Annotated in this window: 20 protein-coding genes, 2 pseudogenes and 1 riboswitch; of the genes and pseudogenes, 11 read left to right on the top strand and 11 right to left on the bottom strand. The window is 72.8% G+C overall.

The window, feature by feature from the left end:
• Window positions 1-256: acyl-CoA dehydrogenase family protein (locus STRAU_RS16495; RefSeq protein ID WP_162473223.1), on the bottom strand; the 256-nt coding region annotated here is incomplete at its 3' end.
• 234 nt (window positions 257-490) lie between these two features.
• On the opposite strand from STRAU_RS16495, the gene STRAU_RS16490 reads away from it, so the two are divergent.
• The 5 genes and pseudogenes from STRAU_RS16490 to STRAU_RS16470 all read left to right on the top strand — a co-directional run bounded on the left by STRAU_RS16490 (window position 491) and on the right by STRAU_RS16470 (window position 6,299).
• Complete coding sequence (locus STRAU_RS16490) at window positions 491-2,251, top strand: MFS transporter (RefSeq protein WP_016641470.1); 1,761 nt, start codon at window positions 491-493, stop codon at window positions 2,249-2,251.
• Between the two features lie 123 nt (window positions 2,252-2,374).
• Window positions 2,375-3,025: a class I SAM-dependent methyltransferase gene (locus tag STRAU_RS16485; protein ID WP_016641468.1), complete on the top strand. Its 651-nt coding sequence runs from the start codon at window positions 2,375-2,377 to the stop codon at window positions 3,023-3,025.
• 21 nt (window positions 3,026-3,046) lie between these two features.
• Window positions 3,047-4,051, top strand: coding sequence for an N-acetylmuramoyl-L-alanine amidase (locus tag STRAU_RS16480; RefSeq protein WP_016641467.1), 1,005 nt, complete (start codon window positions 3,047-3,049; stop codon window positions 4,049-4,051).
• A gap of 237 nt (window positions 4,052-4,288) precedes the next feature.
• A pseudogene (locus STRAU_RS16475) lies at window positions 4,289-5,159 on the top strand (hypothetical protein).
• Window positions 5,160-5,285: 126 nt separating this feature from the next.
• Entirely contained in the window at window positions 5,286-6,299 is a 1,014-nt protein-coding gene (locus tag STRAU_RS16470; RefSeq protein WP_016641465.1) for an LLM class F420-dependent oxidoreductase, read from the top strand.
• A 49-nt stretch (window positions 6,300-6,348) separates the two neighbouring features.
• On the opposite strand, the gene STRAU_RS16465 is transcribed toward STRAU_RS16470, so the two are convergent.
• From STRAU_RS16465 to STRAU_RS16455, 3 genes are read right to left on the bottom strand one after another with little or no spacing between them, the layout of a single operon-like run.
• Window positions 6,349-7,137 carry a hypothetical protein gene (locus tag STRAU_RS16465; protein ID WP_016641464.1) on the bottom strand — a complete coding sequence of 263 codons (789 nt, stop codon included), beginning with the start codon at window positions 7,135-7,137 and terminating at the stop codon, window positions 6,349-6,351.
• Complete coding sequence (locus tag STRAU_RS16460) at window positions 7,124-8,719, bottom strand: vWA domain-containing protein (RefSeq protein ID WP_016641463.1); 1,596 nt, start codon at window positions 8,717-8,719, stop codon at window positions 7,124-7,126. Before STRAU_RS16460 ends, STRAU_RS16465 begins: the two co-directional genes overlap by 14 nt.
• Complete coding sequence (locus tag STRAU_RS16455; RefSeq protein ID WP_259299921.1) at window positions 8,716-9,981, bottom strand: hypothetical protein; 1,266 nt, start codon at window positions 9,979-9,981, stop codon at window positions 8,716-8,718. Before STRAU_RS16455 ends, STRAU_RS16460 begins: the two co-directional genes overlap by 4 nt.
• A 252-nt stretch (window positions 9,982-10,233) precedes the next feature.
• On the opposite strand from STRAU_RS16455, the gene STRAU_RS16450 reads away from it, so the two are divergent.
• Window positions 10,234-10,539, top strand: a complete 306-nt coding sequence (locus STRAU_RS16450) for a hypothetical protein (RefSeq protein ID WP_037659881.1) — start codon at window positions 10,234-10,236, stop codon at window positions 10,537-10,539.
• Window positions 10,540-10,588: 49 nt separating this feature from the next.
• Here the strand turns inward: STRAU_RS16450 and STRAU_RS16445 are convergent, their stop codons facing one another.
• Genes STRAU_RS16445 through STRAU_RS16435 form a run of 3 tightly spaced genes read right to left on the bottom strand, consistent with a single transcriptional unit; the run spans window position 10,589 to window position 13,964 of the window.
• Window positions 10,589-11,662 (bottom strand): prenyltransferase/squalene oxidase repeat-containing protein, encoded by a 1,074-nt coding sequence (locus STRAU_RS16445; RefSeq protein WP_016641460.1) that lies wholly within the window; start codon window positions 11,660-11,662, stop codon window positions 10,589-10,591.
• Window positions 11,659-12,423: a class I SAM-dependent methyltransferase gene (locus tag STRAU_RS16440; protein ID WP_016641459.1), complete on the bottom strand. Its 765-nt coding sequence runs from the start codon at window positions 12,421-12,423 to the stop codon at window positions 11,659-11,661. Before STRAU_RS16440 ends, STRAU_RS16445 begins: the two co-directional genes overlap by 4 nt.
• Window positions 12,417-13,964: a glycosyltransferase family 4 protein gene (locus tag STRAU_RS16435; RefSeq protein WP_016641458.1), complete on the bottom strand. Its 1,548-nt coding sequence runs from the start codon at window positions 13,962-13,964 to the stop codon at window positions 12,417-12,419. The genes STRAU_RS16440 and STRAU_RS16435 overlap by 7 nt, the downstream gene beginning before the upstream one ends.
• Before the next feature lie 270 nt (window positions 13,965-14,234).
• Here STRAU_RS16435 and STRAU_RS16430 point away from each other — a divergent pair, with 270 nt between their 5' ends.
• Window positions 14,235-14,885 (top strand): TetR family transcriptional regulator, encoded by a 651-nt coding sequence (locus tag STRAU_RS16430; protein WP_016641457.1) that lies wholly within the window; start codon window positions 14,235-14,237, stop codon window positions 14,883-14,885.
• A 20-nt stretch (window positions 14,886-14,905) separates the two neighbouring features.
• On the opposite strand, the gene STRAU_RS16425 is transcribed toward STRAU_RS16430, so the two are convergent.
• The 3 genes from STRAU_RS16425 to STRAU_RS16415 form a co-directional block, all read right to left on the bottom strand.
• Entirely contained in the window at window positions 14,906-15,139 is a 234-nt protein-coding gene (locus STRAU_RS16425) for a ferredoxin (RefSeq protein WP_016641456.1), read from the bottom strand.
• Window positions 15,139-16,641: an aldehyde dehydrogenase gene (locus STRAU_RS16420; RefSeq protein ID WP_016641455.1), complete on the bottom strand. Its 1,503-nt coding sequence runs from the start codon at window positions 16,639-16,641 to the stop codon at window positions 15,139-15,141. The genes STRAU_RS16425 and STRAU_RS16420 overlap by 1 nt, the downstream gene beginning before the upstream one ends.
• 178 nt (window positions 16,642-16,819) lie before the next feature.
• The gene (locus tag STRAU_RS16415; protein ID WP_016641454.1) at window positions 16,820-18,376 is read right to left on the bottom strand and encodes a hypothetical protein; all 1,557 of its coding nucleotides are present in this window, start codon (window positions 18,374-18,376) and stop codon (window positions 16,820-16,822) included.
• Between the two features lie 179 nt (window positions 18,377-18,555).
• Between STRAU_RS16415 and STRAU_RS16410 the strand changes: the two are divergent.
• Window positions 18,556-19,615, top strand: a pseudogene (locus STRAU_RS16410) (MBL fold metallo-hydrolase).
• A gap of 28 nt (window positions 19,616-19,643) precedes the next feature.
• Here the strand turns inward: STRAU_RS16410 and STRAU_RS16405 are convergent.
• Complete coding sequence (locus tag STRAU_RS16405) at window positions 19,644-20,552, bottom strand: SDR family oxidoreductase (RefSeq protein WP_016641452.1); 909 nt, start codon at window positions 20,550-20,552, stop codon at window positions 19,644-19,646.
• Window positions 20,553-20,734: 182 nt separating this feature from the next.
• Window positions 20,735-20,806, top strand: a riboswitch (cobalamin riboswitch).
• A gap of 138 nt (window positions 20,807-20,944) precedes the next feature.
• On the opposite strand from STRAU_RS16405, the gene STRAU_RS16400 reads away from it, so the two are divergent.
• From STRAU_RS16400 to STRAU_RS16390, 3 genes are all read left to right on the top strand, one after another.
• Window positions 20,945-22,192: a prenyltransferase/squalene oxidase repeat-containing protein gene (locus STRAU_RS16400; RefSeq protein ID WP_037659879.1), complete on the top strand. Its 1,248-nt coding sequence runs from the start codon at window positions 20,945-20,947 to the stop codon at window positions 22,190-22,192.
• Window positions 22,193-22,263: 71 nt separating this feature from the next.
• Window positions 22,264-22,932: an SCO2322 family protein gene (locus STRAU_RS16395; protein ID WP_052029115.1), complete on the top strand. Its 669-nt coding sequence runs from the start codon at window positions 22,264-22,266 to the stop codon at window positions 22,930-22,932.
• A 196-nt stretch (window positions 22,933-23,128) separates the two neighbouring features.
• Window positions 23,129-24,010 (top strand): energy-coupling factor transporter transmembrane component T (locus tag STRAU_RS16390; RefSeq protein WP_037659887.1); only part of this gene is annotated, 882 nt, incomplete at its 3' end.

Here is a 24,010-nt window from a genome sequence, read left to right as displayed (position 1 = left end):
GGAGCGCCGCCCGCGCGGCCTCCTCCAGGACCACGGCGAGGTCGAGCAGGCCGCCGCCCCCGCCGCCGTACTCCTCGGGGAGGTGGACGCCGAGCAGGCCCTGCGCGGCCAGGCCGTCCCAGTGGGCGGGCCCGCCGCCGGCGCCGGGCGGGGCGTCGAGCAGCTTGCGCACCGCCTCGGGCGGCACCTCACGGGCGAGCAGGCCGCGCACCGCCGCGGCCAACTCCCGCTGTTCTGGCGTGATTCCGATACCCATGCGCACCCCTGCCGGTAGCCGCTGCCGGAACGGCGACAGACTAGAACACGTTCCAATCTGACGGAAGGTCAGGTCGTGGCCCGGGGCGGGCGGCCGGGGTCAATGGAAGGTCAAGAGGTTCAAGAGTTTCTCTGGTTCGACGGACGTCGGAATAGTCGCCCCGGGATACAGGTTCATCCTGCATGTACCTGCGGGTGCCCCACCCGCACCAGCCGTCCCGGAGGCCGCACCCCCATGTCCCAAGCGACGACCCACCCCCGCGGTGACCGCGCAGCGCGTGGCACCGGCGGTGTCGTCCCCGTCCTCGCCTTCGCGGGCATCGTCGTCGCCGTCATGCAGACGCTGCTCGTCCCCGTCATCAAGGATCTGCCGGCCCTGCTCGGCACCGAACCGTCCAACGCCACCTGGGTCATGACGTCGACCCTGCTCGCGGGCGCCGTCGCCACCCCGATCATGGGCCGCCTCGGCGACCTGTTCGGCAAGCGGAGGATGCTGCTCAGCAGCCTGGCCGTGATGGTCGTCGGCTCGCTGATCTCCGCGTTCACCGACGACCTGCTCGTGATGATCGTCGGCCGCGCGCTGCAGGGCTTCGCGATGGGCGCGATCCCCCTCGGCATCGGCCTGATGCGGGACGAGCTGCCGCGCGAGAAGCTCGGCTCCGCGATGGCCCTGATGAGCTCGTCCGTGGGCGTCGGCGGCGGCCTCGGCCTGCCGGTCGCCGCCCTGGTCGCCCAGCACACCGACTGGCACGCGCTGTTCTTCGGCGCCGCGGGCCTCGGCGTGGTCGCGATGCTGCTCATCGTCTTCTTCGTACCGGAGAGCCCGCTGCGCGCCCCGGGCACGTTCGACGCGCTCGGCGCCCTCGGCCTGTCCGCCGGACTCGTGCTGTTCCTGCTGCCCATCACCAAGGGCAGCGACTGGGGCTGGAGTTCGGGCCTGACCCTCGGCCTTTTCGCGGCCTCGGCCGTCGTGCTCGTCCTGTGGGGCGTGCTGGAGCTGCGCCTGAAGGCCCCGCTGGTCGACCTGCGCACCACCGCGCGGCGCGAGGTACTGCTCACCAACCTCGCCTCGATCATGGTCGGCGTCGCCTTCTACGCCATCTCCCTGGTCCTGCCGCAGCTCCTCCAGCTGCCCGAGTCCACCGGCTACGGCCTCGGCCAGTCCATGGTCGTCGCGGGCCTGTGCGTGGCGCCGCTCGGCCTGACGATGATGTTCACCGCGCCGGTGTACGCGCGCCTCTCGGCGACGTACGGCCCGAAGGTCACCCTGATCCTCGGCCTGCTGATCATCGCGATCGGCTACGGCGCGGGCCTCGGCCTGATGAGCGCCGCCTGGCAGACCATCGTCATCTCGGTGATCGTCGGCGCCGGCATCGGCCTCGCCTACTCCTCGCTGCCCGCGCTGATCATCGGCGCCGTCGACCCGTCCGAGACGGGCGCGGCCAACGGCCTGAACACCCTGATGCGGTCCATCGGTACGTCGGTGTCGAGTGCCGTGATCGGCATGGTGCTCGCCAACACCGCGACGCACGCGGGCCCCGTCGACGTACCCACCATGGAGGGCTTCCGCACCTCCTTCCTCATCGCCACCGGCGCGGTCGCGGTCGGTCTGCTGCTCGCGCTGTTCCTGCCGGGCCGCGGCCGGGCCCCGGCCGAGCAGCAGCCGCAGCTGCGGGCCAGCAGCGAGGAGGACGCCCACATCGAGCGCGCGACGCGGGCGCTCGGCGGCTTCCGGGGGCGGGTGCTCGCCCCGTCGGGCGCGCCGCTCGCCCGCGCCAAGGTCACGCTGATCGACCACCGGGGCCGCCAGGCGGGCGCCGCGCTGACGGACGGCGAGGGGCGCTACGCCCTCGGCGTCCCCGCCGACGGCTCCTACGTGCTCGCCGCGACGGCCCCGGGGCACGCGCCGCACGCCACGTCGGCCGCGTACCGGGGCGGGGAGCGGCCGGTGGAGGTGGACCTCGCCCTTCCGGGCGACAGCGAAATCCTGGCCTGAGGCCGTTCCCCCGGACCACCACACCCCCGTCACGACCCCCATCACCCCCGTGACGGGGGTGTGGTGCACGATGAGGCGCCCGCACGTCCCGGATTCGCGGGCCCGCACCGAGGAGGAACCCCCATGGCCGCCGAGCCCGCCCCGGACGTACTCGACGCCTTCGAGGCCGCCAAGGGCTTCATGCCCGTGAAGGAGGGCCTCGCCCTGTACGCGGCGGCGGCCGATGCGGCCGCGCTCGGGCTGCCCCTCCTGGAGGTGGGGACGTACTGCGGCCGCTCCACGATCCTGCTCGCGGACGCGGCCCGCGCCGCGGGCGTGAGTGTGATCACGGTCGACCACCACCGGGGCAGCGAGGAGCAGCAGCCCGGCTGGGACTACCACGACCCGGACACCGTCGACCCCGAGATCGGCCGCATGGACACGCTGCCGACGTTCCGCAGGACGCTGCACCGGGCCGGTCTGGAGGACCACGTCATCGCGGTCGTGGGCCGCTCCCCGCAGGTGGCGGCGCTGTGGCAGAGCCCGCTCGCGCTGGTCTTCATCGACGGCGGCCACACCGACGAGCACGCGGGCGCGGACTACGAGGGGTGGGCGCCGCACGTCGCCGAGGGCGGGCTGCTCGTCATCCACGACGTGTTCCCCGATCCGGTGGACGAGTGGACCGGGCAGGCGCCGTACCGGATCTACCTCCGGGCTCTGGAATCCGGGGCCTTCACGGAGGTCTCGGCCACGGACTCGCTGCGTGTCCTGCGCCGAACCGGCGCACCTGACTGACGGCGCCTATAGGCTCGCCCCGTGTCGTACGTAGGTCCGGACAGTCATCCACCGCGCCCGCCCCGCCGCTTCCGCGGCGGCCGCCCGCTCGCGGTCACCCTCGCCGTACTGGTGCCCGGCGGTCTCGCCGGCTATCTCATCTGGGACTCCGCGAGCGATTCCGAGAGCGGCAAACCGGCCAGAACGCTGCCGTCCGCGAGCCGCTCGGAGCAGGGCTCGCCCTCGAAGCCGAGCGCGGACGCGAGCAGGTCCGGCAAGCCGGCCGAGCCGTCGAAGTCCAAGCCCGCCGCCGACGATCCCAAGCCGTCCGCCGACCCCACGAAGGACTCGGGCGGCCGCCCCGCCGCCTCCGGCCCCCTCAAGGGCAAGGTCGTCGTGGTGGACCCCGGGCACAACCCGGGGAACTTCAAGCACACCGCCGAGATCAACCGCCAGGTGGACATCGGCACGAACTCCAAGGAATGCGACACCACGGGCACGTCCACCAACAACGGTTACACGGAAGCCCGGTTCACCCTGGACCTCGCCCACCGCCTGCGCGACCTCCTGCACAAACAGGGCGCCACCGTCCGCTTCACGCACGACAACGACCGCCCCTTCGGCCCGTGCGTCGACGAGCGCGCCCGCATCGGCAACGAGGCGCGGGCCGACGCCGTGGTCTCCCTGCACGCCGACGGTTCGGCCGTCGGCAACCGCGGCTTCCACGTCATCCTGCCCGCCTCCGTGAAGGGCGGCGCCGCGGACACCTCCGCGATCGTCGGCCCGTCCCGCGAACTGGGCGTCCGCATCGCGGGCAGGTTCGTGAGCGCCACGGGGAGCGCCCCCTCCAACTACGTGGGCGACCGCACCGGCCTCGTCGTCCGCCGCGACCTCGGCGGCCTCAACCTGTCCAAGGTTCCCAAGGTGTTCATCGAGTGCGGCAACATGCGTGACCCCAAGGACGAGGCCCTGCTGACCAGCGGCACCTGGCGCCAGAAGGCGGCCGAGGGCCTGTCGGACGGCATCGAGAGCTTCCTGCGGGAGTAGTGCGGGTAGGTATGTCCCCGCACGTCACGGAACGAGGCACCCGCCGCGTCACGGGACGGCAACTGGCAGATCTTCGCTGCGTGACGATCTTTATCTCAAGCAGACACCCCGCCCGAGCGAGCGATAGTGTCCTCCGTACGATGAGGGGCCACCCCCGCGCTTCGCGCAACGCGACACGACCGCGCATACGGCGACAGCGACGCCTCCACCAACGAGACGACTGACGAAGGACCTGAAGTGAATTTCCGCTCCCTCACTCGAGGCGACGGCGTGGTGATCGGAGCAGCGGTGTTGCTCTTCATCGCCTCGTTCCTCGACACCTTTGACTCCGACGGCGCCGACAGCGACAAGCTGCCCACCGCTTGGGACAACGGCAACCTGCTGATGAGCGTGTACCTGCTCGGCGTCATCGGCGCCGCGCTCATCATCGTGGGCCGCGGCATGGGACAGCAGCGCAAGGTCGTCGGCCTTGACTTGGGACAGGTCGGCGTCGTCTTCACCATTGCCGCCGCCTGGAGCTCGCTCGGCGCGATCTTCGACGTGGACCAGTCCTTCGGCTTCCTCTTCGAGGCGGGCGGCTTCGGTGGCGGCGGGGAAGGCCCGGAAGCCGGCATGGGCCTGATCCTCGGCCTGATCGCCACGCTGGTCATGGCCGGTGCCGCGGTGGCCACGCTGATCGTCCCCGCGCTCAAGGCCCCCCTCGCGGGCGGCGCCCCGCGCCCGGCCCCCCAGCCCTACGGCGGCCAGCCGCAGGGCGGCGGCTACGGCTACCCGGGCGCGCAGGCCGGTCAGCCCGGCCAGCCGGGTCAGCCCTACGGCGCCCAGCCGGGCCAGCCGCAGCAGTCCTTCGGCGGTCAGCCGGCGGCCGGCGGCCAGACCCCGCCGCCCGCGCAGGCGCAGCAGGCCGGGGCTCCGGCCGCGGACTTCTCGCCGTTCTGGTTCGCCGCGTCCGCTGTACCCGGAGGACGGCTCGCCGACCCCGATCGCCGAACTGGCCCCCGGCACCTGGTACTTGGCCGTGGAGCAGCGCGGCCAGAGCCTGGTGGCGCAGACGCAGGACGGCCGCCGCGGCGTGCTGCAGGACACCACGGGGATCCAGCGCGGCTGATCTCTCCGCCGTACACCTCGTACATACGGCCCCTCGCCCTTCCGGGCGGGGGGCCGTTGCCGTACAGTCCTGCGGCGACGCGCATCTGACGTAGCGTCAGTTCGGTACGTGGCGAGGAGGACGCGCATGCGGCTCGGGCTTGCACTCGGATACTGGGGGCGCGGCCCCGACCCCGGGCGGCTCGCGCTGGCACGGGAGGCGGAGCGGCTCGGGTACGACTCCGTGTGGACGGCCGAAGCCTGGGGGTCGGACGCGTTCACGGCGCTCACCTGGATCGCCGCCCACACCTCGCGGATCCGCCTCGGCACCGCGGTGGCGCAGATGGCGGCCCGCTCCCCCACCACCACCGCCATGCACGCCCTCACCCTCGACCACCTCTCGGGCGGCCGCGTGCTGCTCGGCCTCGGGCTCTCGGGACCGCAGGTGGTGGAGGGCTGGTACGGCAGGCCGTTCCCCAAGTCGCCGCTCACCGCGACGCGGGAGTACGTCGACGTCGTACGGCAGGTGCTGCGGCGGGAGTCCCCCGTGGCCCTCGACGGGCGGTTCCATCCGCTGCCGTACCGGGGCGACGACGGGACCGGGCTCGGCAAGCCGCTCAAGTCGATCACGCATCCGCTGCGCGCCGATCTGCCCGTCCTGCTCGGCGCCGAGGGCCCCAAGAACGTCGCGCAGACCGCGCGGATCGCGGACGGCTGGCTGCCGCTGTACTGGTCGCCGACGCGGACGGACGTGTACGAGGCGTCGCTCGGCGACGGCCTGCGGGAGGGGTTCATGGTGGCGCCGCTGGTGCGGGCCACCGTGTGCGACGACGTGCGCGAGGGGCTGCTGCCGGTCAAGGCCATGCTCGGGTTCTACATCGGCGGCATGGGGCACGCCGCCCGGAACTTCCACGCCGACCTGATGGGGCGGATGGGGTACGAGGACGAGGCGCGGCGCGTTCAGGAGCTGTTCCTGGCGGGGCGCCGCGAGGAGGCCGTGCTCGCCGTGCCGGACGCGTTCGCCGACGAGATCTCGCTGGTCGGGCCGCGCGGGCGCGTCGCGGAACGCCTTGAGCTGTGGCGCAAGGGGCCGGTGACGGACCTGCTGGTGCTCGCCACCGACCCGCACACGCTGCGCACGCTCGCCGACCTCAACACATAGCCGGACCGGGGCAGACCGGCCCGGACCGGCCCCAGCCCCGGGCCCGGCCTCAGCGGAAGATCGCCACCGCGTCCACCGTCAGCTCCCCCGCCGCCCGGTTCCAGGTGCGCACCTTGCCCAGGCAGCGGGCCTGGAACTCGCCGCTGAAGTAGTCGTCCTCGTGCAGGAACTCCTCGCGGATGCCGTCGGCGGCACAGGTGATGCGGACGTGGGCGGGCGGGTCGCCCGTGCCGTAGCGGGCGCGCAGGACGACCTCGTCGCCGCCGACGCGGCGGGCCGTGAAGCGGCCGGTCACGGAGACGAACTCGGACATGACGGCGCTCAGCGCCACCCGGTCGTCGTCGCTGTCGCGCAGGGCGTCGGCGAGGGAGCGGTTGGGGACGAGCCGGCCGGTGGTGAGGTCGGCGTGCACGACGGCGTCCTCGCGCCGCATCGTGTCCATGAGCAGGCCGATGACGGTGATCGGGGTGTTCTGCTGGACGTAGGTGGTGAAGCGCTCCTTCGTCACGTCCCGGTGCGCCTTGCCGCCCGCCGCGCCGGTGAACTTGGCCCAGAGGCCGAAGCCGGACGTCACGTTCGTGCGGTCGGCCACCTCCTGCTCCAGGGCCGCCGAGAAGCCGCCCGTCTGGTAGAGGTCCATGACGCGCTGTTCGTGCAGGTAGAAGCACATGCCGTGGAAGGTGCGGCGGCGCCGTGCCGCGCGCCCGCGCACCGGCCGCCCGAACGCCCACCGCATGACGGCGTACCGCGCGAGCACGCCCACGCACACCGCCGTGGCCAGCCAGACCGTCATCCACGGCCACCACAGGCCCCACCACTTGCCGTCAACGACACCCACGGATCTCCTTGAACGCCTGGGAGAGGGAAGAGGAGTTGGCGTCCACCATGCGCCCGCCGGTCGCGTCGGCGGCCCGCCGCAGCGCGGCCCGCCGCAGCGCGTCGGCGTCGGCTTCGCCGAAGTGGACGGGGAAGGTGGGCACCGCCCGCGCGGCACCCCCGAGCTTGGCGTGCCGCCGGGTGAACTCCCGGTACGAGAGGCCCGCGTTGTTCTCGCCGTCCGTCATCAGCACGAGGGAGAGCGGGCGGCCGGGGTGCTCGGCGACGGCGTCGGCGGCGATGTCGTATCCGCGCCCGAGCGCCGACCACACGGCGGTGTCGTCCCCGAACTGCCCCTCTCCCACAAAGGAGTTGAGGGACTTCAGGTCCCTGTCCCCGCGCACCGTCACGGTGCGTTCCTGTAGCACCCGGCCCGCGAACCGCACCACCGTGAGCCGCTCGCCCCGGTAGAAGCGGGCGAACTTGCCCGTCGCCGTCGGGTCCGCGCCGCTCAGGTCGGCGAAGGCCGCGCGCAGGTCCGCCATCCGCCGCCCCCGCATCGACGTGGAGAAGTCGAGCAGGAACACGACGTGGTCACCGGCGGCGGCACGGCCGTTTCCCGGCGCGCCATAGTTCTCCATCAGCCGCTGGACGACGGCCGGTTGGTCGGGGTAGGACAGCGCGTTGCCGATCTCCGCGCGCAGCTTCGCGGGCCGTGGCACGTCCGGGCCGACGGGCCGCCGCCAGGTCCGCTCCATCAGCTTCTTCTGTACGTCGTCACGCCGCAGCCAGTCGACGGCCTTGCGGTACGCCTTGTGCTCGCCGGCGTCGAGCAGCATCAGCGGGAAGTCGGACAGCACCATGCCGTCCTCGGGATGGACGATCTCCAGGGGCTGCCCGATCTTCCCGCTCGCGTTCAGGGTGAGCAGCTCCGACTCGTGCGCGATGAGCGCGTCGGCGGCGCTCTGGCGGCGTACGTAGCCGTCGATCAGCTCGCGGGAACTGGCGCCGGTGAGGGTCTGGCCGGAGCGGAAGCCGCGCAGCCGGTCGCAGGACACGTCCTGGGTGCGCAGCGCGCCGCCGGTGCCCGCCGCGGCGGTGGCCACGCCCACGAGGGCGGCGCGGCCGGTGTCACTGCGGCGCGGGTCGGCCATGCCGAAGCGCAGGGTGCCGTCGGCGGCGGCGTCGGCGATGTCCGCCCAGGACAGCCGGCCACCGGGGACGCCGCGGCGCAGCCGGTCCGCGACCGCGCGGGTCAGGCCCACGACCACCGGCGAGCGCATGATCGCCGTGGATTCGGGCCGGGCGGCCCGCTCCCCCCGCTCCTGCAGCCGCAGCAGATACGAGCGGTCGGAGGCGGGCCAGGCGAGGTCGTAGGAGCCGAGCGGCCCGGAGAGGTCGGCGGTGGCCTTGTAGTCCAGCTTCAGCTCGACGCCGGTGTCGTCCTCCAGATCCTTCAACAGCGGTTCCACGTCCGCGAGTTCGGGGCTGGCGAGGACGCGCAGGGTGCGGTGGTCCTTGTCCTTGGTGCAGGCGGTGAGCATGGTGGCGGCGAGGAGGAGCAGGCAGAGCGCGAGGACCGGCTCCCGGCGGCGCGGCCTCACTCGCCGTCGTCCCGTCCCGCGGGCGGGCAGGAGCCCACGTGGTTGATGATCCGCTCCAGCGCGTTCAGGTCGGGGGCGTCCACCTTCGTCTGGTCCGGGTTCGGCGTCGGCACCTGCACGTCGTGCTCGCGCAGATACGCGTTCAGCTGCTCGCTCGTCCCGTCCTCGCCGGAGAACCGGACCCGGAAGCCCAGCTCGATGGCGCGCCTGCGCAGGGCGGCGTCGGACTCCATCAGGTCGGTGAGGCGGTCGCCCCGCTCGCCGAGGGAGATGAGTTCGGGCTCGGTGAGGGCGTGCGGGGACGGGTAGAGGAGAACACGCCTGCTGTCCTGCTTGCCGCGCTTCTTCTGGTGGTCCACCTGGTGCTTGAGGAACTGGTGCTCATAGATGAGCGAGACCGGCGCGATGGACTCGCCCTCGTCGGAGAAGTAGCTGTCGGCCTGCTCGTCGGATGCCATGCCCTGGAGGTTGATCAGCGGCTTGACCTGCTCGGCGACGTCGAGGACCGGGTCGGCGGCGGGGCCGCCCACCCCCGCCCGCCGGTGCCGCCCGCGCTCCGTTCCCGGTGCCTGATTTCCGTTCTTCACGAACGCGAGGATGCTCAAGTACGTGCCCGCCGAGTTGGATTCGCAGACGCTGGAGGTGCGGACGAGGACGCGGCCGGCGTTGCTGCGGTCGGTGTGCTCGTCGAAGTCGATGCCGTTCCAGGTCTTCTGATCCTCGATCAGCTTCAGGAAGTTCTTCATGTCGAGGTCGTAGTACAGCGTCTCGCCGCCGCCCGGGGCCCGCTGCGGGCGCGCCACGCCTGCCGCCACCAGCGTCTTCGCGTAGTCCCTGAACGTACCGAGCACCAGCGGCGTCACGAACGGCCTCGCCGTGCGCACCGAGCGCTGCTGCTGGCGCATGATGAGCCGCGCCGCGGGCTGGCCCGACGGGAACACCACGTCCATGCCCCGCAGCGACTGCGTCGCGATGCCGCGTGAGCCGAGGCGGTGTATGTCCACCCTGATCCCGTGCTTCAGCAGCAGCCGCTGGACCTCCGGGTCCTTGAAGTAGTCCGACTTCGACGCCATCTTGCCGTCGATCGTCGTGACCCGCTCGAAGGGGCGCAGGGTGTTGCCCGAGACCAGGAGCGCGAGGAGGCCCGCGAGGGCCAGGGGCATCGCCGCCACGACGTGGCGGGGGTAGCGGTGCCTTCGGCGGGCGGGGCGGCGGGTGGTCAGGCGGGGTTCTTCGGTGGGGGGTCGTCTGGCGTCTGGCACCGGGGGCTCCTGCCTGTGGCGGGGGCAGGATCATCAGCGACGGCGGCGAAGTTTGCCCCACGGAGTGGGTAACTCCGCGTGAACCAGGGGGGAATGAGGGGGTGTCAGGTAGTGGGGGGTGGCTGGGTCCCTGCCGGGAGGCTCCCCAATCCCGCCCCTTCCCACGGGAAGGGGCGGGATTGGGGAGCTCCCAGCCGGGACCCCCACCCCCCCTACGCGTTTCAACCGACCGCACCCCGGTACCCGCCCCTCATGTCCCCCCGACACCCACGAGGCACCACCAAAGGCAGCGACGGAGCGGCGAAGGTCATCGTGCTCGTCGCGGACGTGATGGCCGTCATCCTCGCCCTGTGGATCCTGATGGATCTCCTCGACGCGAACCGCGCCAACGACCTGGTGCAGGTCGTGCACGACGCGGCCCGCTGGCTCGCGGGCTGGTCGCACGACCTGTTCACGTTCGACGAGCACTGGGCGCGCGTCGTCGCCGGATACGGACTCGCGGCGGTCGTGTACGCCGTCGCGGGCCACCTTGTCGCGGGTCGCCTGCGGCGGCACTGACCCCGCACGCGGCCCGGTACGACCCCGCAGCGCGGCCCGGCCCGGAGTGCTACCCGCAGCAGTCCGGGTCGAGCCCCGTCGGCAGTTCCGCCCCCGAGAACACCCCGCACGTAGCCCCGTCCCCGCCGAGCGCCGCCACCGCGAGCAGCAGGGAGCCCGCGGTCCAGGTCGTGAGCTCGACCGGCCAGATCGCGGCGTCCTCGAAGACGTAGCCCGTCCAGTACAGGCCGGACTCCGGGTCGCGCAGGTGCTGGATCGACTTGAGGACGTCCAGGGCGCGGTCGGATTCGCCGAGCGCCCAGAGCGCCAGGGCGAGTTCGGCGCTCTCGCCGCCGGTCACCCACGGGTTGGGGTGCACGCAGCGCACGCCGAGGCCGGGCACCACGAAGCGGTCCCAGCCCTCCTCGATGCGGGACTTGGCCTCCGGGCCGGTGAGCGCGCCGCCGAGGACGGGGTAGTACCAGTCCATCGAGTAGCGGTCCTTGTCGAGGAAGCGCTCGGGATGGCGGCGTATCGCGTGCGCGAGGGCGCCCGTCGCCAGCTCCCAGTCCGGCTGCGGGTCGTCGCGCAGCTCCGCGAGGGCGAGCGCGCAGCGCAGCGCCTGGTGGATGGAGGAGCTGCCGGTGAGGAGCGCGTCCCGCACGGGGGTGCCGTCCGGCTCGCGCTTCCAGCCGATCTGGCCGCCGGGCTGCTGGAGGGCCAGGACGAACTCGACGGCCGCGACGACCACCGGCCACATACGGTCCAGGAACGCCTCGTCGCCGGTGCTCAGGTAGTGGTGCCAGACGCCGACGGCGACGTACGCGCAGAAGTTGGTCTCGCGGCCGTGGTCGGTGACGGCGTCCGCGTCGCCGTCGGCGTACGCCGCGTACCAGGAGCCGTCCGGGTTCTGGTGCCGGGCCAGCCACTCGTAGGCGCGCGCCGCGGCCGCGTGCTCGCCGGCCGCGTCCAGGGCCATGGCGGCCTCGGTGTGGTCCCACGGGTCGAGGTGGTGGCCCCGGAACCACGGGATCGCGCCGTCCGCGCGCTGCACCGCGAGGATGCCGCGGACCGTCGCCGTCGCCTGATCGGCCGTCAGAACGCCCGGCAGAACCAGGTGTTCGGTGCGCTCGGGAATCGTCACGCCCCGGCCTTCTGGTCGGAGTCCGCGACCGGGGCGGCCGTGCGGGGCAGGTGCGGCTTCGTCGCGTACGCCACGAAGCTCTTGCCGATCAGCGGGTTGAGGGCCTGCTCGGCGACCTTCGTCGCCAGCGGCTTCTTCATGATGTCCCAGACCAGGAGCTTGTGGTACGCCCGCACGGGCAGCGCCTTGTCGTTGTCGACGCCGAACGCGCACTTCAGCCACCAGTAGGGCGAGTGCAGCGCGTGCGCGTGGTGGCTGCCGTAGGGCTTGAGGCCCGCTTCCCTGATCTTCCGCAGGAGTTCGTCCGCCTTGTAGATGCGGATGTGGCCGCCCTCGACCTCGTGGTACGCGTCGCTGAGCGCCCAGCACACCTTCTCCGGGCCGTAGCGCGGGACGGTCACCGCGATGCGGCCGCCCGGCTTGAGCACGCGCACCATCTCGGCGAGCACGCCCTTGTCGTCCGGGATGTGCTCCATCACCTCGGAGATGATGACGACGTCGAACGACTCGTCCGGGAAGGGCAGGTTGAGGGCGTCGCCCTCCATCGCGGTGGCCGTCGCGCCCGCCGGGGCCTCGCCCGCCTCCTTCATCGCCGCGAACCACTTCGCGACCTCGCGGATCTCCTCGCCGTTCTGGTCCAGCGCCACGACCTGGGCCCCGCGCCGATAGCACTCGAAGGCGTGCCGCCCCGCCCCGCAGCCCAGGTCGAGGACGCGGTCCCCCGGGGCCAGCGGGAAACGGGTGAAGTCGACGGTCAGCACGGGGTCCTGCTTCCTTCGGGCGTGGGCGCCATGACGGGGGGCTCGGGGGTGGTGCGCCCGGGGGCGGGCGGGGGCGCGGGTTTCTCTGGGCCGGGCGTGGCCGCCGGGTTCTTGGGGGCGGGCGTGAGACCGGGATCTTGTTGGGCCGCGGAGCGGCCAGGGCCCGGGGCCGCGGAGCGGCCGGAAGAACCCCGGCCCGCGGAGCGGGCCATCGCCTCCCGGTACTGGGCCACCGTGCCCTCCGCCGCACGGGCCCAGGTGAACTTGGACAGGACCCGCTCCCGCCCCGCCGCGCCAAGGCGGACCCGCAGCGCCGGGTCACCGAGGAGCCGGTTCAGGCCGGCGGCCAACGCCTCCGCGTCGCCGGGCGGCACGGCGAGGCAGGTCTCCCCGTCGGCCCCGGCGACCTCCGGGATCGCCCCGCCGGTCGTGGCGAGCAGCGGCGTACCCGTGGCCATCGCCTCCGCGGCGGGCAGCGAGAACCCCTCGTACAGCGACGGCACGCAGGCGATCTGCGCGGACCGCACCAGGTCGACGAGCTCCTCGTCGGTGATGCCCTTGACGAAGTCGACGGCGCCACCGAGCCCGTACCGCTCGATGGCCGCGGCGACCGGCCCGTCCTCGGCACGCTTGCCGACGACGACGAGGTGCGCGGCCGGGTTCTCCGTACGGACCTTCGCGAGCGCCTCGACGAGGTGGACGAGGCCCTTCAGCGGGACGTCGGCGCTCGACGTCGTCACGATCCGGCCCGGCACCTCGGCGACCGAGGGGTCCGGCGAGAAGAGGTCCGTGTCGGCGCCGATGTGGACGACGTTGATCCGGTCCTGACGTACGCCGAGGTGGTCGACGATCTCCTGGCGCGACGTACCGGAGACCGTGACGACGGACGGCAGCCGGCGGGCCACCCGCTTCTGCATCCGCGTGAACGCGTACCACCTGCGCACGGACGCGCGCCGCTTCCAGTCGGGTGCGGCGTCCAGCTCCAGGCGGCGGTCGACGGTGATGGGGTGGTGGATGGTCGTCACCAGCGGCGCGCCCAGGTCACCGAGGAGGCCGTACCCGAGCGTCTGGTTGTCGTGCACGACGTCGAACTCGCCGCGCCGGGCGCGCAGATGACGGCGGGCGCGCAGGCTGAAGGTGACGGGTTCGGGGAAGCCGCCGGTCCACATCGTCGCGACTTCGAGGGCGTCGATCCAGTCGCGGTACTCATCGCGCTTCGGGGTGCGGAAGGGGTCCGGGGAGCGGTAGAGGTCCAGGCTCGGCAGCTCGGTCAGGCCGAGCCCGCGCAGGTCGTCGCCCTCGTCGAGCACGGGATACGGCTGCGCGCCGATGACCTCGACGCGGTGGCCGAGCCGGACGAGCTCGCGGGAGAGATGCCGTACGTAGACACCCTGGCCGCCGCAGAACGGGTTCCCTTTGTACGTGAGGAGCGCGACGCGCAGCGGACGGCCGCCGTCGGCCGCCGTACCGTGCGGCGGCTCCGGCGACGTGCCCGGCACCGCCCCCGGAAGGGGACCCGCCTCCATGGCCTCAGCGGTCACTCTGGCCCCCTTCTGCCTTCAGTTGTCCGCGAGATTACGCCGGGACGGTAATCTAGAACAAGTTTCAGACTTGTTCCTGTGATGATCGCCCTTGATCGCCGGACCCGGTCGAATCTACCGGCAGGTAGCCGGGCCGGAAGGCCCGGATCAGGTGATTCGCGCCACGGCGGCCGCCCTGCCATGCTGTGCGGTCTCGATGGACAGGAACAGGTTCCGGAACGGAACCGACGGACCACTGACGGCTGACGGGACTGGCGGGGCGACGGGACTATGACAGCTGACGCGAAGGCGGCAGGAGCGGGCACGGCACATCCGGCCGCGCCGCCCCTCACCGAGCGCCAGGAGGCGCGCCGCCGCCGCATCCTGCACGCCAGCGCCCAACTGGCCAGCCGCGGCGGCTTCGACGCCGTCCAGATGCGGGAGGTCGCGGAGGCCGCCGGCGTCGCCCTCGGCACGCTCTACCGCTACTTCCCGTCAAAGGTGCACCTGCTGGTCGCGACCATGCAGGACCAGCTGCAGCACATGCACACCACCCTGCGCAAGCGGCCCCCGGCCGGTGAGACCCCCGCCGAGCGGGTCGCCGAGACGCTGATGCGGGCCTTCCGCGCGCTGCAGCGCGAGCCGCACCTGGCGGACGCGATGGTGCGCGCCCTGACCTTCGCCGACCGGTCGGTGAGCCCGGAGGTGGACACGGTCTCCCGGCTCACCACGGCGATCATCCTGGACGCCATGGGCCTGGACGGCCGGCCCACCGCCGCGCAGCTCTCCGCGGTGCGGGTCATCGAGCACACCTGGCACTCCGCGCTGATCACCTGGCTCTCGGGGCGTGCCTCGATCGCCCAGGTCAAGATCGACATCGAGACGGTGTGCCGGCTGATCGACCTGACGGCGCCCGAGCGGGCCGGTCAGGACACGCCTTAGTCCTCGGGCTGGCCCTCGGGCTAGTCCTCGGGCGGAAACACCACTTCCCCGCTGCCGAGCAGGGTGATCGTGATGGCTTCCACGGGGCAGCCCTCGGCCGCCTCCAGGATGTCCTCGGCCGCATCCGTCTCGGGCCGCGTGGGATGCGACTGACGTGCGGAGTCCAGGGCGAAGCCGTCCGGCACGGTGCTCACGCACATCCCGGATCCGATGCACACGGACCGGTCGACCTCGACGTGCCAGCGGTCACCCATCAGGCACTACCCCCTTCGCCCGCGCTCTCCGCGCTCCCCGCGCCCCCGGGTTCGTACCCGACCGGCAGATGGATCATCTTGTGCTCGAAGTACTCACCGTACCCCTCGGGCCCGAACTCCCTTCCCAGACCTGAGTTTTTGTAGCCGCCGAAGGGGCCGAGCATGTCGAGGCTGAAGGTGTTCACGGAGTACGTTCCGGTCCGCACCCGGCGCGCCACACCGAGGCCGCGCTCGATGTCGCCGGTCCACACGCTGCCGCTGAGCCCGTAGTCGGAGTCGTTGGCGATGCGTACGGCCTCGTCGTCGTCGCCGTACGGCAGCAGACAGATGACGGGCCCGAAGATCTCCTCGCGGGCGATGCGCATGGAGTTGTCGACACCGCCGAACAGCGTCGGCTCCACGTACCAGCCCTGGTCGAGACCGGCCGGACGCCCGCCCCCCGCAAGGATCTTGGCCCCTTCCTCCTGCCCGATCCGGATGTAGTCGAGCGACCGCCGCTGCTGCCTCTTCGCCACCAGCGGTCCGAGTTCGGTCGCCGGATCCATCGGGTCGCCGACCTTCAGGGCGGTCGCGGCGGCGGCGAAGGCGTCGGCGAACTCGTCGTAGCGCGAGCGCGGGACGAGGATGCGGGTCTGGGCCACGCACGCCTGGCCGTTGATCATCCACGCGAAGGGCACGATGCCGGCGACGGCGCCCGCGGCGTCGGCGTCCGGCAGGATCACGGCGGCCGACTTGCCGCCGAGTTCCAGGGTGACGCGGGTGAGGTTGCGCGCGCAGACCTCCATGACGCGCTTGCCCGCGGCGACCGATCCGGTGAAGGAGACCTTGTCGACGTCCGGATGCCCGACCAGGTACTCACTGACCTCCCGGTCGGCGGAGATGATCGAGAGAACCCCTTCCGGCAGCCCGGCCCCGGCGGCGATCTCGGCGAGGATGTACGCGTCGAGCGGCGCCTCGGGCGAGGTCTTCAGGATCACCGGGCATCCGGCGAGCAGCGCGGGCGCGAGCTTGGCCGCGGCGGTGAACTGCGGGACGTTCCACGGCACCACGGCCGCGACGACCCCGACCGGCTCGCGCCGCACCAGGATCTTCCCGAGCGCCCCGTCCCGCGCCTCTTCATACGTGAAGTTCCGCGCCGTGGTGATCGCCGCGTCCCACACCATCATCGCGGACAGCGCCTGCACCATCACGGACGCCGTGAACGGAGTCCCGTTCTCGGAGCTGATGACCCGCGCGATCTCCTCGTGCCGCGCCGCGATCCCGTCCTTGATCTTCGCGACGACCTCGATCCGCTCCGCGAGCGTCGCCCGCGGCCAGGGCCCCTCGTCGAACGCCTCACGCGCGGCGGCGACGGCCCGGTCGACGTCGGCGGGCGCGGCGTGCGGCACCCGCGCGAACACCTCGCCGGTGTGCGGCGAGACCACCTCGATGACGTCCTTGCCCAGCGGTTCCGTCAACTCCCCGCCGATGAACAGCTGTCCGTGTTCCACGATCTCGGTCATGGCTGACTGCCTCCTGCGGGACGCGTGTCGTTCCGGCACCGGTTCCTGATGCGGCATGTTCCTGACGCTGTTTCAGAACTGATACCAGTTCTAGTTGGAGTAGTCCACGGACGGTACGGCGCCCGCCCCTGGGATGCGCCCCCATCTGCTGGCGACACTTGAACTCGGCTGTCGGCCACTAGTTTTTCTGCAGGGCGCGGGTGACACCCGCGATGACGGCGGTCGTCAGCACCCAGCCGAAGGCGATCAGCAGGTATGCCAGCCACTGGAGGCTGTCGTTCGGCCAGTACCAGGCCGTGCGCTGGCCCAGGCCGCCGATGGGGATCAGGAGGTCGAGGGTGTACACGAAGGGCCGGAACGGGGCGCCTTCGCCTTGTTTGACCGGGTTGGGGGAGTGAGTGCCGAAGGACAGCGTGCCCAGCAAGGTCAGTGCGAGGAGCCAGACGCCGGCCAGCCAGGGGCGGTAGCCATAACCGACGGTCACGTCGAGCAGGTGCCCCCACACACGCGCGACCGAGGGCAGAGTTCGACGCCGATGGCGCTGTTTGGCCAGGAGCACGCGGCGGGCGTCATCGTCGTGGCCGGCCTTCCGGTACCAACTCGCCAACTGCTCATAGGGCTGAGGGTTGTAGCCCGGGCTGCGTCGTATCCACGCCACGCGGTGGGTCACGGAGTCCCGCCGCCCCAGTGCCTCCCGCCGCCCGCCTGCTTGGTGCATCTTGATGGAGCCGTAGACGAACCCGTCCAGCTCGACCACGTCCGGCCAGCTGTGCTCGCTGTCGTGGAGGTAGGACACCTGCGCGCCCCGCAGGTTCACGGTGCCGGACGGTGGCCGGGCGAGGTTGAGGTCGAAGTCGACGACCTGCATGTGCATGGCGACCAGAGCCGGGCCCTCACCGTCGGGTGGCCCGCTCAGGGCGGCTCCTTCGAAGGTCACGTTGTCCGAGACTCTGGCGCCGCGCAGGCGCACGGTGCCGTTCGCGGTGAAGCCTTCGGAGAGGTTGAGCGTCGGCGTCACGGCGTTGTCCAGGGTGAGGGTGACTCCGCGTGGGCCCGGGCGTTCCAGCCGCGCACCCTGCATGAAGAGTCCCCCCGACAACTGCGCCCCCAGCAGCCGCACTTCACCGTGCGCGACGAATCCGTCCCTGCAGAACACACCCCCTTCGGCGACCAGGCCACCGGCCGCCACGGCACACCCTCCCGGTGCGGTCAGCTCGGCACCGTTGAGGATGACGCCACCCGTCACATGAGCGTTGGTGAGGGACAACGCGGTGATGTCTCGGTGGAAAGGGGAGACAGGACCGCTCTCGATGACCGAGCGGAACAGGGCCAAGCGTCCCTCGATGCGGGTCGACCCGGCTTCGAGGCCGGGCACGTGGCTGCCTCTGATCTCGATCGTCCGGGTTGCAGCACCGAAGAGGTTCACGCGCTCTTCGAACCAGCAGCCCTCAAGCCAGAAGGGGTGACTGATGTGTGCGCCGGCCAGGTCGAGGCAGCCCGAAATCCTTGCGCCGACGAGCGTCAGGGAAGCCATCGAGCCGGGCTGCGCGGAGTTGGCACCGAGCAGCAGCGCCGCGATCACGTCGGCTCGAACCGTACGCTCGGGCCCCCACCGCCCACCCCCGGCGACGCGGTCGCTCTCGGGCGCACCCGTGCGCAGGTCCACGCGGCGCCCCTCGGGGAACGCGTCCCACAACTCGCGTTCCGATGCAGTCAACTCGTCGTAGGAAAGCACCCATGCAGAGTAGTGATCGTCCGCCGTGCCCGCCCCTTTCGGGCGCGCCTGCGGCGAACCAGCCACTGCCGACGGCTCGCAGGTAGGCCGAGCTTCAAGTCGCCTTCCTACAGCGTCATCTGACACAGCATCAGTTCTAGTTATAGTGGGTGCCACTCGGCGGCGAGCGGGGGCAACGCATGACTCGGACGAGCAGCACCGGAACCACCGCGCACGGCGGCGGCGTATGGAGCATCCGCGTGCCCATCCCCGACAACCCCCTCGGGTACACCCTCGTGCACCTCCTCGACACCGACCGGGGTCCCGTCCTCGTCGACACCGGGTGGGACGACCCCGGCTCGTGGGACACGCTGGTCGCGGGGCTCGCCGCGTGCGGGGGCGGGGTCGGGGACCTGCACGGGGTGCTGGTGACGCACCACCACCCCGATCACCATGGGCTCTCCGCGAAGGTGCGGGACGCGTCCGGGGCGTGGATCGCCATGCACGAGGCCGACGCCGACGTGGTGCGGCGCACCCGTGAGCACGCGCCCGAGCGGTGGTACGGGTACATGGCCGACAAGCTCGCCGCCGCGGGCGCGCCCGCCCGCCGAGCACGTGGCGCCGCTGCTCGCCGCCCGCGACGCGGGCCGCACCCCGCGGCTCCCCGGCCTCGCCCCCGCCCTGCCCGACCGCACCATCACCCCCGGCGAACTCGTTCCGCTCGCGGGCCGGCGCCTGCGCGCGATCTGGACGCCGGGGCACACCCCCGGCCACGTCTGCCTGCATCTGGAGGAGGACCATCCGGCGGGGCGCGCAGGTCATGGACGGCTCTTCTCCGGCGATCACCTGCTGCCCGGCATCACCCCGCACATCGGTCTGTACGAGGACCCGGACGACGCGACCGTCACCGATCCCCTCGGTGACTACCTGGACTCCCTGGAGCGGGTCGGGCGGCTCGGTGTCGCCGAGGTGCTGCCCGCCCACCAGCACGCCTTCACCGAAGCCGGGCCCCGCGTACGGGAGTTGCTCACCCACCACGAGGAGCGGCTCACGCATCTGCTCACGCTGCTCGGCGAGCCCCGCACCCCCTGGCAGCTCGCCGAGCGCATGGAGTGGAACAGGCCCTGGGCCGACATCCCCTACGGATCACGGAACATCGCGGTGTCGGAGGCGGAGGCCCACCTGCGGCGCCTGGTGAAGCTGGGGCGCGCCGAGGCCGTACCGGGCAGTGACCCCGTCACGTACGCCCGCGCGAGCTGAGAGCCGTCCGGCGCGCGAACCGAGCTCGTCACCAGCCCTCCTCGCCCCGCAGCACCGCGTCCGCTCCCCCGTCGACGAAGACCACCTGGCCCGTGACATGGGTGTTCTCCGGCGACGTCAGATGGTCGATCAGCGGAGCGATCTGAGCCGGGTCCGCGTAGCCGTGCAGCGGCATCGGGACGGACGCGTCGGTGAGCGCGTGCAGTTCCGGGTCCTCCAGGAGGGGGCGGCTGAGCGGGGTGCGGACGATGCCGGGCGCGATCGCGTTGAGCGGGATGCCGGCGCCCGCCCACGCGTCGGTGACCGCCGCCCGCCGCACCCAGCGGACCAGGGCCCGCTTCGCGGAGGCGTACACGAGCCGCGCCTCGCCGCGGTCGACGGCGGCCTGCGAGGCGGCCACCGCCGCCTCCTCGTCGTCCGCGAGCACCGCGGCGACGATCGCCGGATCGGTCTCGTGCACGGCGGCCAGCGAGGCGACGGCCACCGCGCGCGGATCGCGGCCCGCGGCGAGCAGCGGCCGCAGCCCCGCCAGCGTGGCGATGGCGCCGAAGCCGTTCACGCGCACGGCGGCCGGGTCGAACACGCCGACCCCGGCACAGGCCACCACCGCGTCAAGGCGCCCGCCGCCCAGCTCGGCGGCCGCCTCCACGAGCAGGGCCCGCCCCTCGGGGGTGGCCAGGTCGGCCTGGATCACGGCGTCCGCGGTGTCCCCGGCGTTCTTGATGTCGGCGATGTCGGCTCCGATGACGCGGTCGCCCCGCGCGGCGAGGCGGCGCGCGACGGCCCGGCCGATGCCGGAGGCGGCGCCGGTGACGAGACACGTGCGGGCGCCGTCCCGCCCGCCCGGGCCGACGAAGCGATCCGCTTCGCGGACTCCCGGCCCGCCTGCTCCCCGCTCCCCCGGCCCCTCGGTACGTTCCGTCTCCGCGCCCGCCATGCGTGCTCCCCTCGACTCGCGTACCCCGAGCCAACTCCCGTGCCCGGAGGCCGAGGCCAACGTACGCCCGCCCGGCCACGGCCTGCCAGAGCGCACCGGGGCGGCGGGGCCCACCGTGCCTGGCCCGAGGGGGCGGCGTACGGGCCGGTAGAGTGGGCCCGTCGTCATCATGCGCGTACGAGGGGAAGCCGGTGCGAATCCGGCGCTGACCCGCAGCCGTGAAACCGCACGTGGGTGCGGCAAGCCGGAATGCCTCGGGCGCCGCATGACCGGCTCGCGTCATCGGAACGAGCCGATGGCCGGCACCGTCGAGGTATACGGAGCCGGAGCCGCCCGGTGCCCGTCCGTGCCGTGCCGCCCGGCTCCCCGCAGGGAGAGGCACCCGCCGCATCATGAACGTTCGCCGCAGCGCAGCTGCCCTGGCCGTGGCCGTCGCCGCCCTCGGCACCGCCACCGCCCCGGCCGCCCTCGCCGACGACGCGTCGCCGTCGGCGAAGGCCACCGGCGGACCGCTGCCGTCCGGTCTGTACGGCAAGAAGGACCCGCAGTTCGACGGCGTGTTCCGGCAGTCGTACGCACTGCTCGCGCAGAAGACCGTCGGCGTCACCCCGGCCGCGAAGGCCGTCGACTGGCTCACCGGCCAGCAGTGCGCGAGCGGCGGCTTCGCCGCGTACCGCGCGGACGCGTCCGAGCCGTGCGGGTCCAAGACGCAGGTCGACTCGAACTCCACCGCCGCCGCCATCCAGGCGCTGCACGCCGTCGGCAACGAGTCGAACACGGTGAAGAAGAGCCTCGACTGGCTGAAGTCCGTCCAGAACCAGGACGGCGGCTGGGGCTACAACCCGGGCCTGCCCAGCGACGCCAACTCCACCGGCATCGTGATCGGCGCGCTCGCCGCGGTCGGCGAGAAGCCGGCGTCCGTGAAGTCCCAGAAGGGCAAGTCCCCGCTGGACGCGCTGACCGAGCTCGCCATGGACTGCGGCAAGGACGGCGGCGCGTTCGGCCTCGCCGACGCCAAGTCCGGCAAGCTCGCGCCGAACGCCGACGCCACCGCGGCCGGCGTGCTCGGCGGCCTCGGCCAGGGCCTCGTCCCGGCCAAGGGCAAGAAGGCCGACGCCGCGCCGAAGTGCGCGAAGGCGGACACCGCCGAGCAGGCCGCGCACAACGGCACGGGCTACCTCCTGAAGTCCCTCGCCAAGACCGGTCACCTCACCTCCGCCATGCCCGGCGCCAAGGACCAGCCGGACGTCGGCAACACCGCCGACGCGGTGGTCGCGCTGGCCGCCGCGGGCCAGCAGGAGCAGGCGAAGAAGTCGGCCGAGTGGCTGTCGAAGAACTCCGCCGCCTGGGCCAAGGACAGCGGCCCCGCCGCCTACTCCCAGCTCGTCTTCGCGGCCCTCGCCGCCGACATGGACGTACGCGACTTCGGCGGCGCCGACCTCGTGAAGCAGCTCAACGCGCAGGGCCCGACGCCCAAGGCGGTCTCGGACGTCTCCACCTCGGCCAAGGAGAAGGACAAGGACGAGAAGGACGACGACGGGTCCGGCATCAGCGTCTGGTGGATCGTCGGCGTCGGCCTGGTCGCGGGCGCGGGCATCGGCTTCCTGCTCAGCGGCCGCAAGAAGAAGAACCAGCTGTGAGCCGGCGCCACCCGGGGCGCGGCCGCCTCACGGTGGCCGCCCCGCTCACCGCGTCCCTGAAGCCGCGTGCCTTGCGGACGCCGAAGCCGCGCGCCTTGCGGGCGTCGCTCGTCGCGCTCCTGACCCTGCTCGCCGGCGCGCTCCTCACCGCGGCCCCCGCCCACGCCGCCGACTACCGCTACTGGTCGTTCTGGCAGCAGGGCAAGGACGGCGCGTGGATGTACGCGACGCAGGGGCCCTCCATCGCCCGGCCCGACGACGGCGACGTGGAGGGCTTCCGGTTCGCCGTGTCCGCCAACTCCGGCAGCGCCGAGAAGCCGCGCGGCGCCGCCGGCTTCGAGGCGATCTGCGCGGACACGCCCGCCCAGGACGGCCGCAAGCGGATCGCCCTCGTCCTCGACTTCGGCACGCCGGGTGACGCCCCCGGCGGCGAGACGCCCCCGAAGCGGCGCACCGCATGCGCGCGGGTCGGCTCCGGCGCCACCACCGCCGAGGCACTCGCCTCCGTCGCCAAGCCGCTGCGCTACAACAACGACGCCCTGCTGTGCGCCATCTCCGGCTACCCGAAGAGCGGCTGCGGCGAGCAGGTCTCCGGCAAGGAGACCGGCAAGACGGAGTCGGACGCGCCCCAGGGCGACGACGGCGACGAGGGTCCCTCCGTCGGGCTGCTCGCCGGGCTCGCGGCGATCGTCGTGCTCGGTGCCGCCGCCGTCTGGCAGGCCCGCCGCCGCCGTGGCTGAAAGCCCCTGTCATCCCCCCGGCCGGATCGGCGCACGGCGTCCGGCGCGTGCCTTCGGCAGCGGCAGCGGCAGCGTGGCGAGTGTGCGTGCCGAGCGTCGCGCGCCCGGCCGGGGCCATGACGCGGGCTCCGAACCGGCCCCCGGCCCGCACAGCTCGCGCCGCCGCCTCGCGCCGCGGGCACACCGCTCCAACGCCCTGCACCCGGGCGCCTGGTGGCTGTGGGCGCTCGGCCTCGCCACGGCCGCGTCCCGCACCACCAACCCGCTGCTCATCGGGCTGCTCATCGGCGTCGCCGGATACGTCGTCGCGGCCCGCCGCACGTCCGCGCCCTGGGCCCGGTCCTACGGCGCGTTCGTGAAGCTCGCCCTCATCGTCATCGGCATCCGGCTGGTCTTCGCGATCGTGCTCGGCTCGCCGATCCCCGGCACACACCTCATCGTGACGCTGCCCGAAGTCCCGCTGCCCGACTGGGCGCAGGGCGTGCGCATCGGCGGCCGGGTCACCGCGGAGGGCGTGGTGTTCGCGCTGTACGACGGGGTGCGCCTGGCCGGCCTGCTGATCTGCGTCGGCGCCGCCAACGCGCTCGCCAGCCCGGCGCGCCTCCTGAAGTCCCTTCCGGGCGCGCTGTACGAGGTGGGGGTCGCCGTCGTGGTGGCGATGACGTTCGCGCCGAACCTGATCGCCGACGTCCAGCGGCTGCGGGCCGCCCGGCGGCTGCGCGGGCGCCCGGACAAGGGGGTGCGCGGGCTGCTCCAGGTCGGCCTGCCGGTCCTGGAGGGCGCCCTTGAGCGGTCCGTCGCCCTTGCCGCCGCAATGGACGCGCGCGGCTTCGGCCGCACCGCCGCCGTGCCCGCGCGGGTGCGCAGGACAACGGCGGTCCTGACGCTCGGCGGGCTCATGGGCGTCTGCGCGGGTACGTACGGACTGCTCACCGCGGACGGCACGACGTACGGCCTGCCCGTGCTCGGCGCCGGGCTCGCCGCCGCGCTCGGCGGCCTGTGGCTCGGCGGGCGGCGCTCGGTGCGCACCCGCTACCGGCCGGACCGGTGGGGCGCCCGCGCCTGGCTGGTCGCCGGG

Source organism: Streptomyces aurantiacus JA 4570 (genome assembly GCF_000414115.1).
In the GTDB taxonomy this organism is placed as follows: domain Bacteria; phylum Actinomycetota; class Actinomycetes; order Streptomycetales; family Streptomycetaceae; genus Streptomyces; species Streptomyces aurantiacus_A.
Note: the sequence above shows the minus strand (reverse complement) of the source record. Positions and strands in the feature narration are given on the sequence as shown.

What these genes read in the sequence shown, in the direction of transcription:
- STRAU_RS16490 (WP_016641470.1), top strand. Translation starts at nt 491, where the DNA reads ATGTCCCAAGCGACGACCCACCCCCGCGGTGACCGCGCAGCGCGTGGC.
- STRAU_RS16485 (WP_016641468.1), top strand. Translation starts at nt 2,375, where the DNA reads ATGGCCGCCGAGCCCGCCCCGGACGTACTCGACGCCTTCGAGGCCGCC.
- STRAU_RS16470 (WP_016641465.1), top strand. Translation starts at nt 5,286, where the DNA reads ATGCGGCTCGGGCTTGCACTCGGATACTGGGGGCGCGGCCCCGACCCC.
- STRAU_RS16450 (WP_037659881.1), top strand. Translation starts at nt 10,234, where the DNA reads ATGTCCCCCCGACACCCACGAGGCACCACCAAAGGCAGCGACGGAGCG.
- STRAU_RS16430 (WP_016641457.1), top strand. Translation starts at nt 14,235, where the DNA reads ATGACAGCTGACGCGAAGGCGGCAGGAGCGGGCACGGCACATCCGGCC.
- STRAU_RS16425 (WP_016641456.1), bottom strand. Translation starts at nt 15,139, where the DNA reads ATGGGTGACCGCTGGCACGTCGAGGTCGACCGGTCCGTGTGCATCGGA.
- STRAU_RS16420 (WP_016641455.1), bottom strand. Translation starts at nt 16,641, where the DNA reads ATGACCGAGATCGTGGAACACGGACAGCTGTTCATCGGCGGGGAGTTG.
- STRAU_RS16405 (WP_016641452.1), bottom strand. Translation starts at nt 20,552, where the DNA reads ATGGCGGGCGCGGAGACGGAACGTACCGAGGGGCCGGGGGAGCGGGGA.
- STRAU_RS16400 (WP_037659879.1), top strand. Translation starts at nt 20,945, where the DNA reads ATGAACGTTCGCCGCAGCGCAGCTGCCCTGGCCGTGGCCGTCGCCGCC.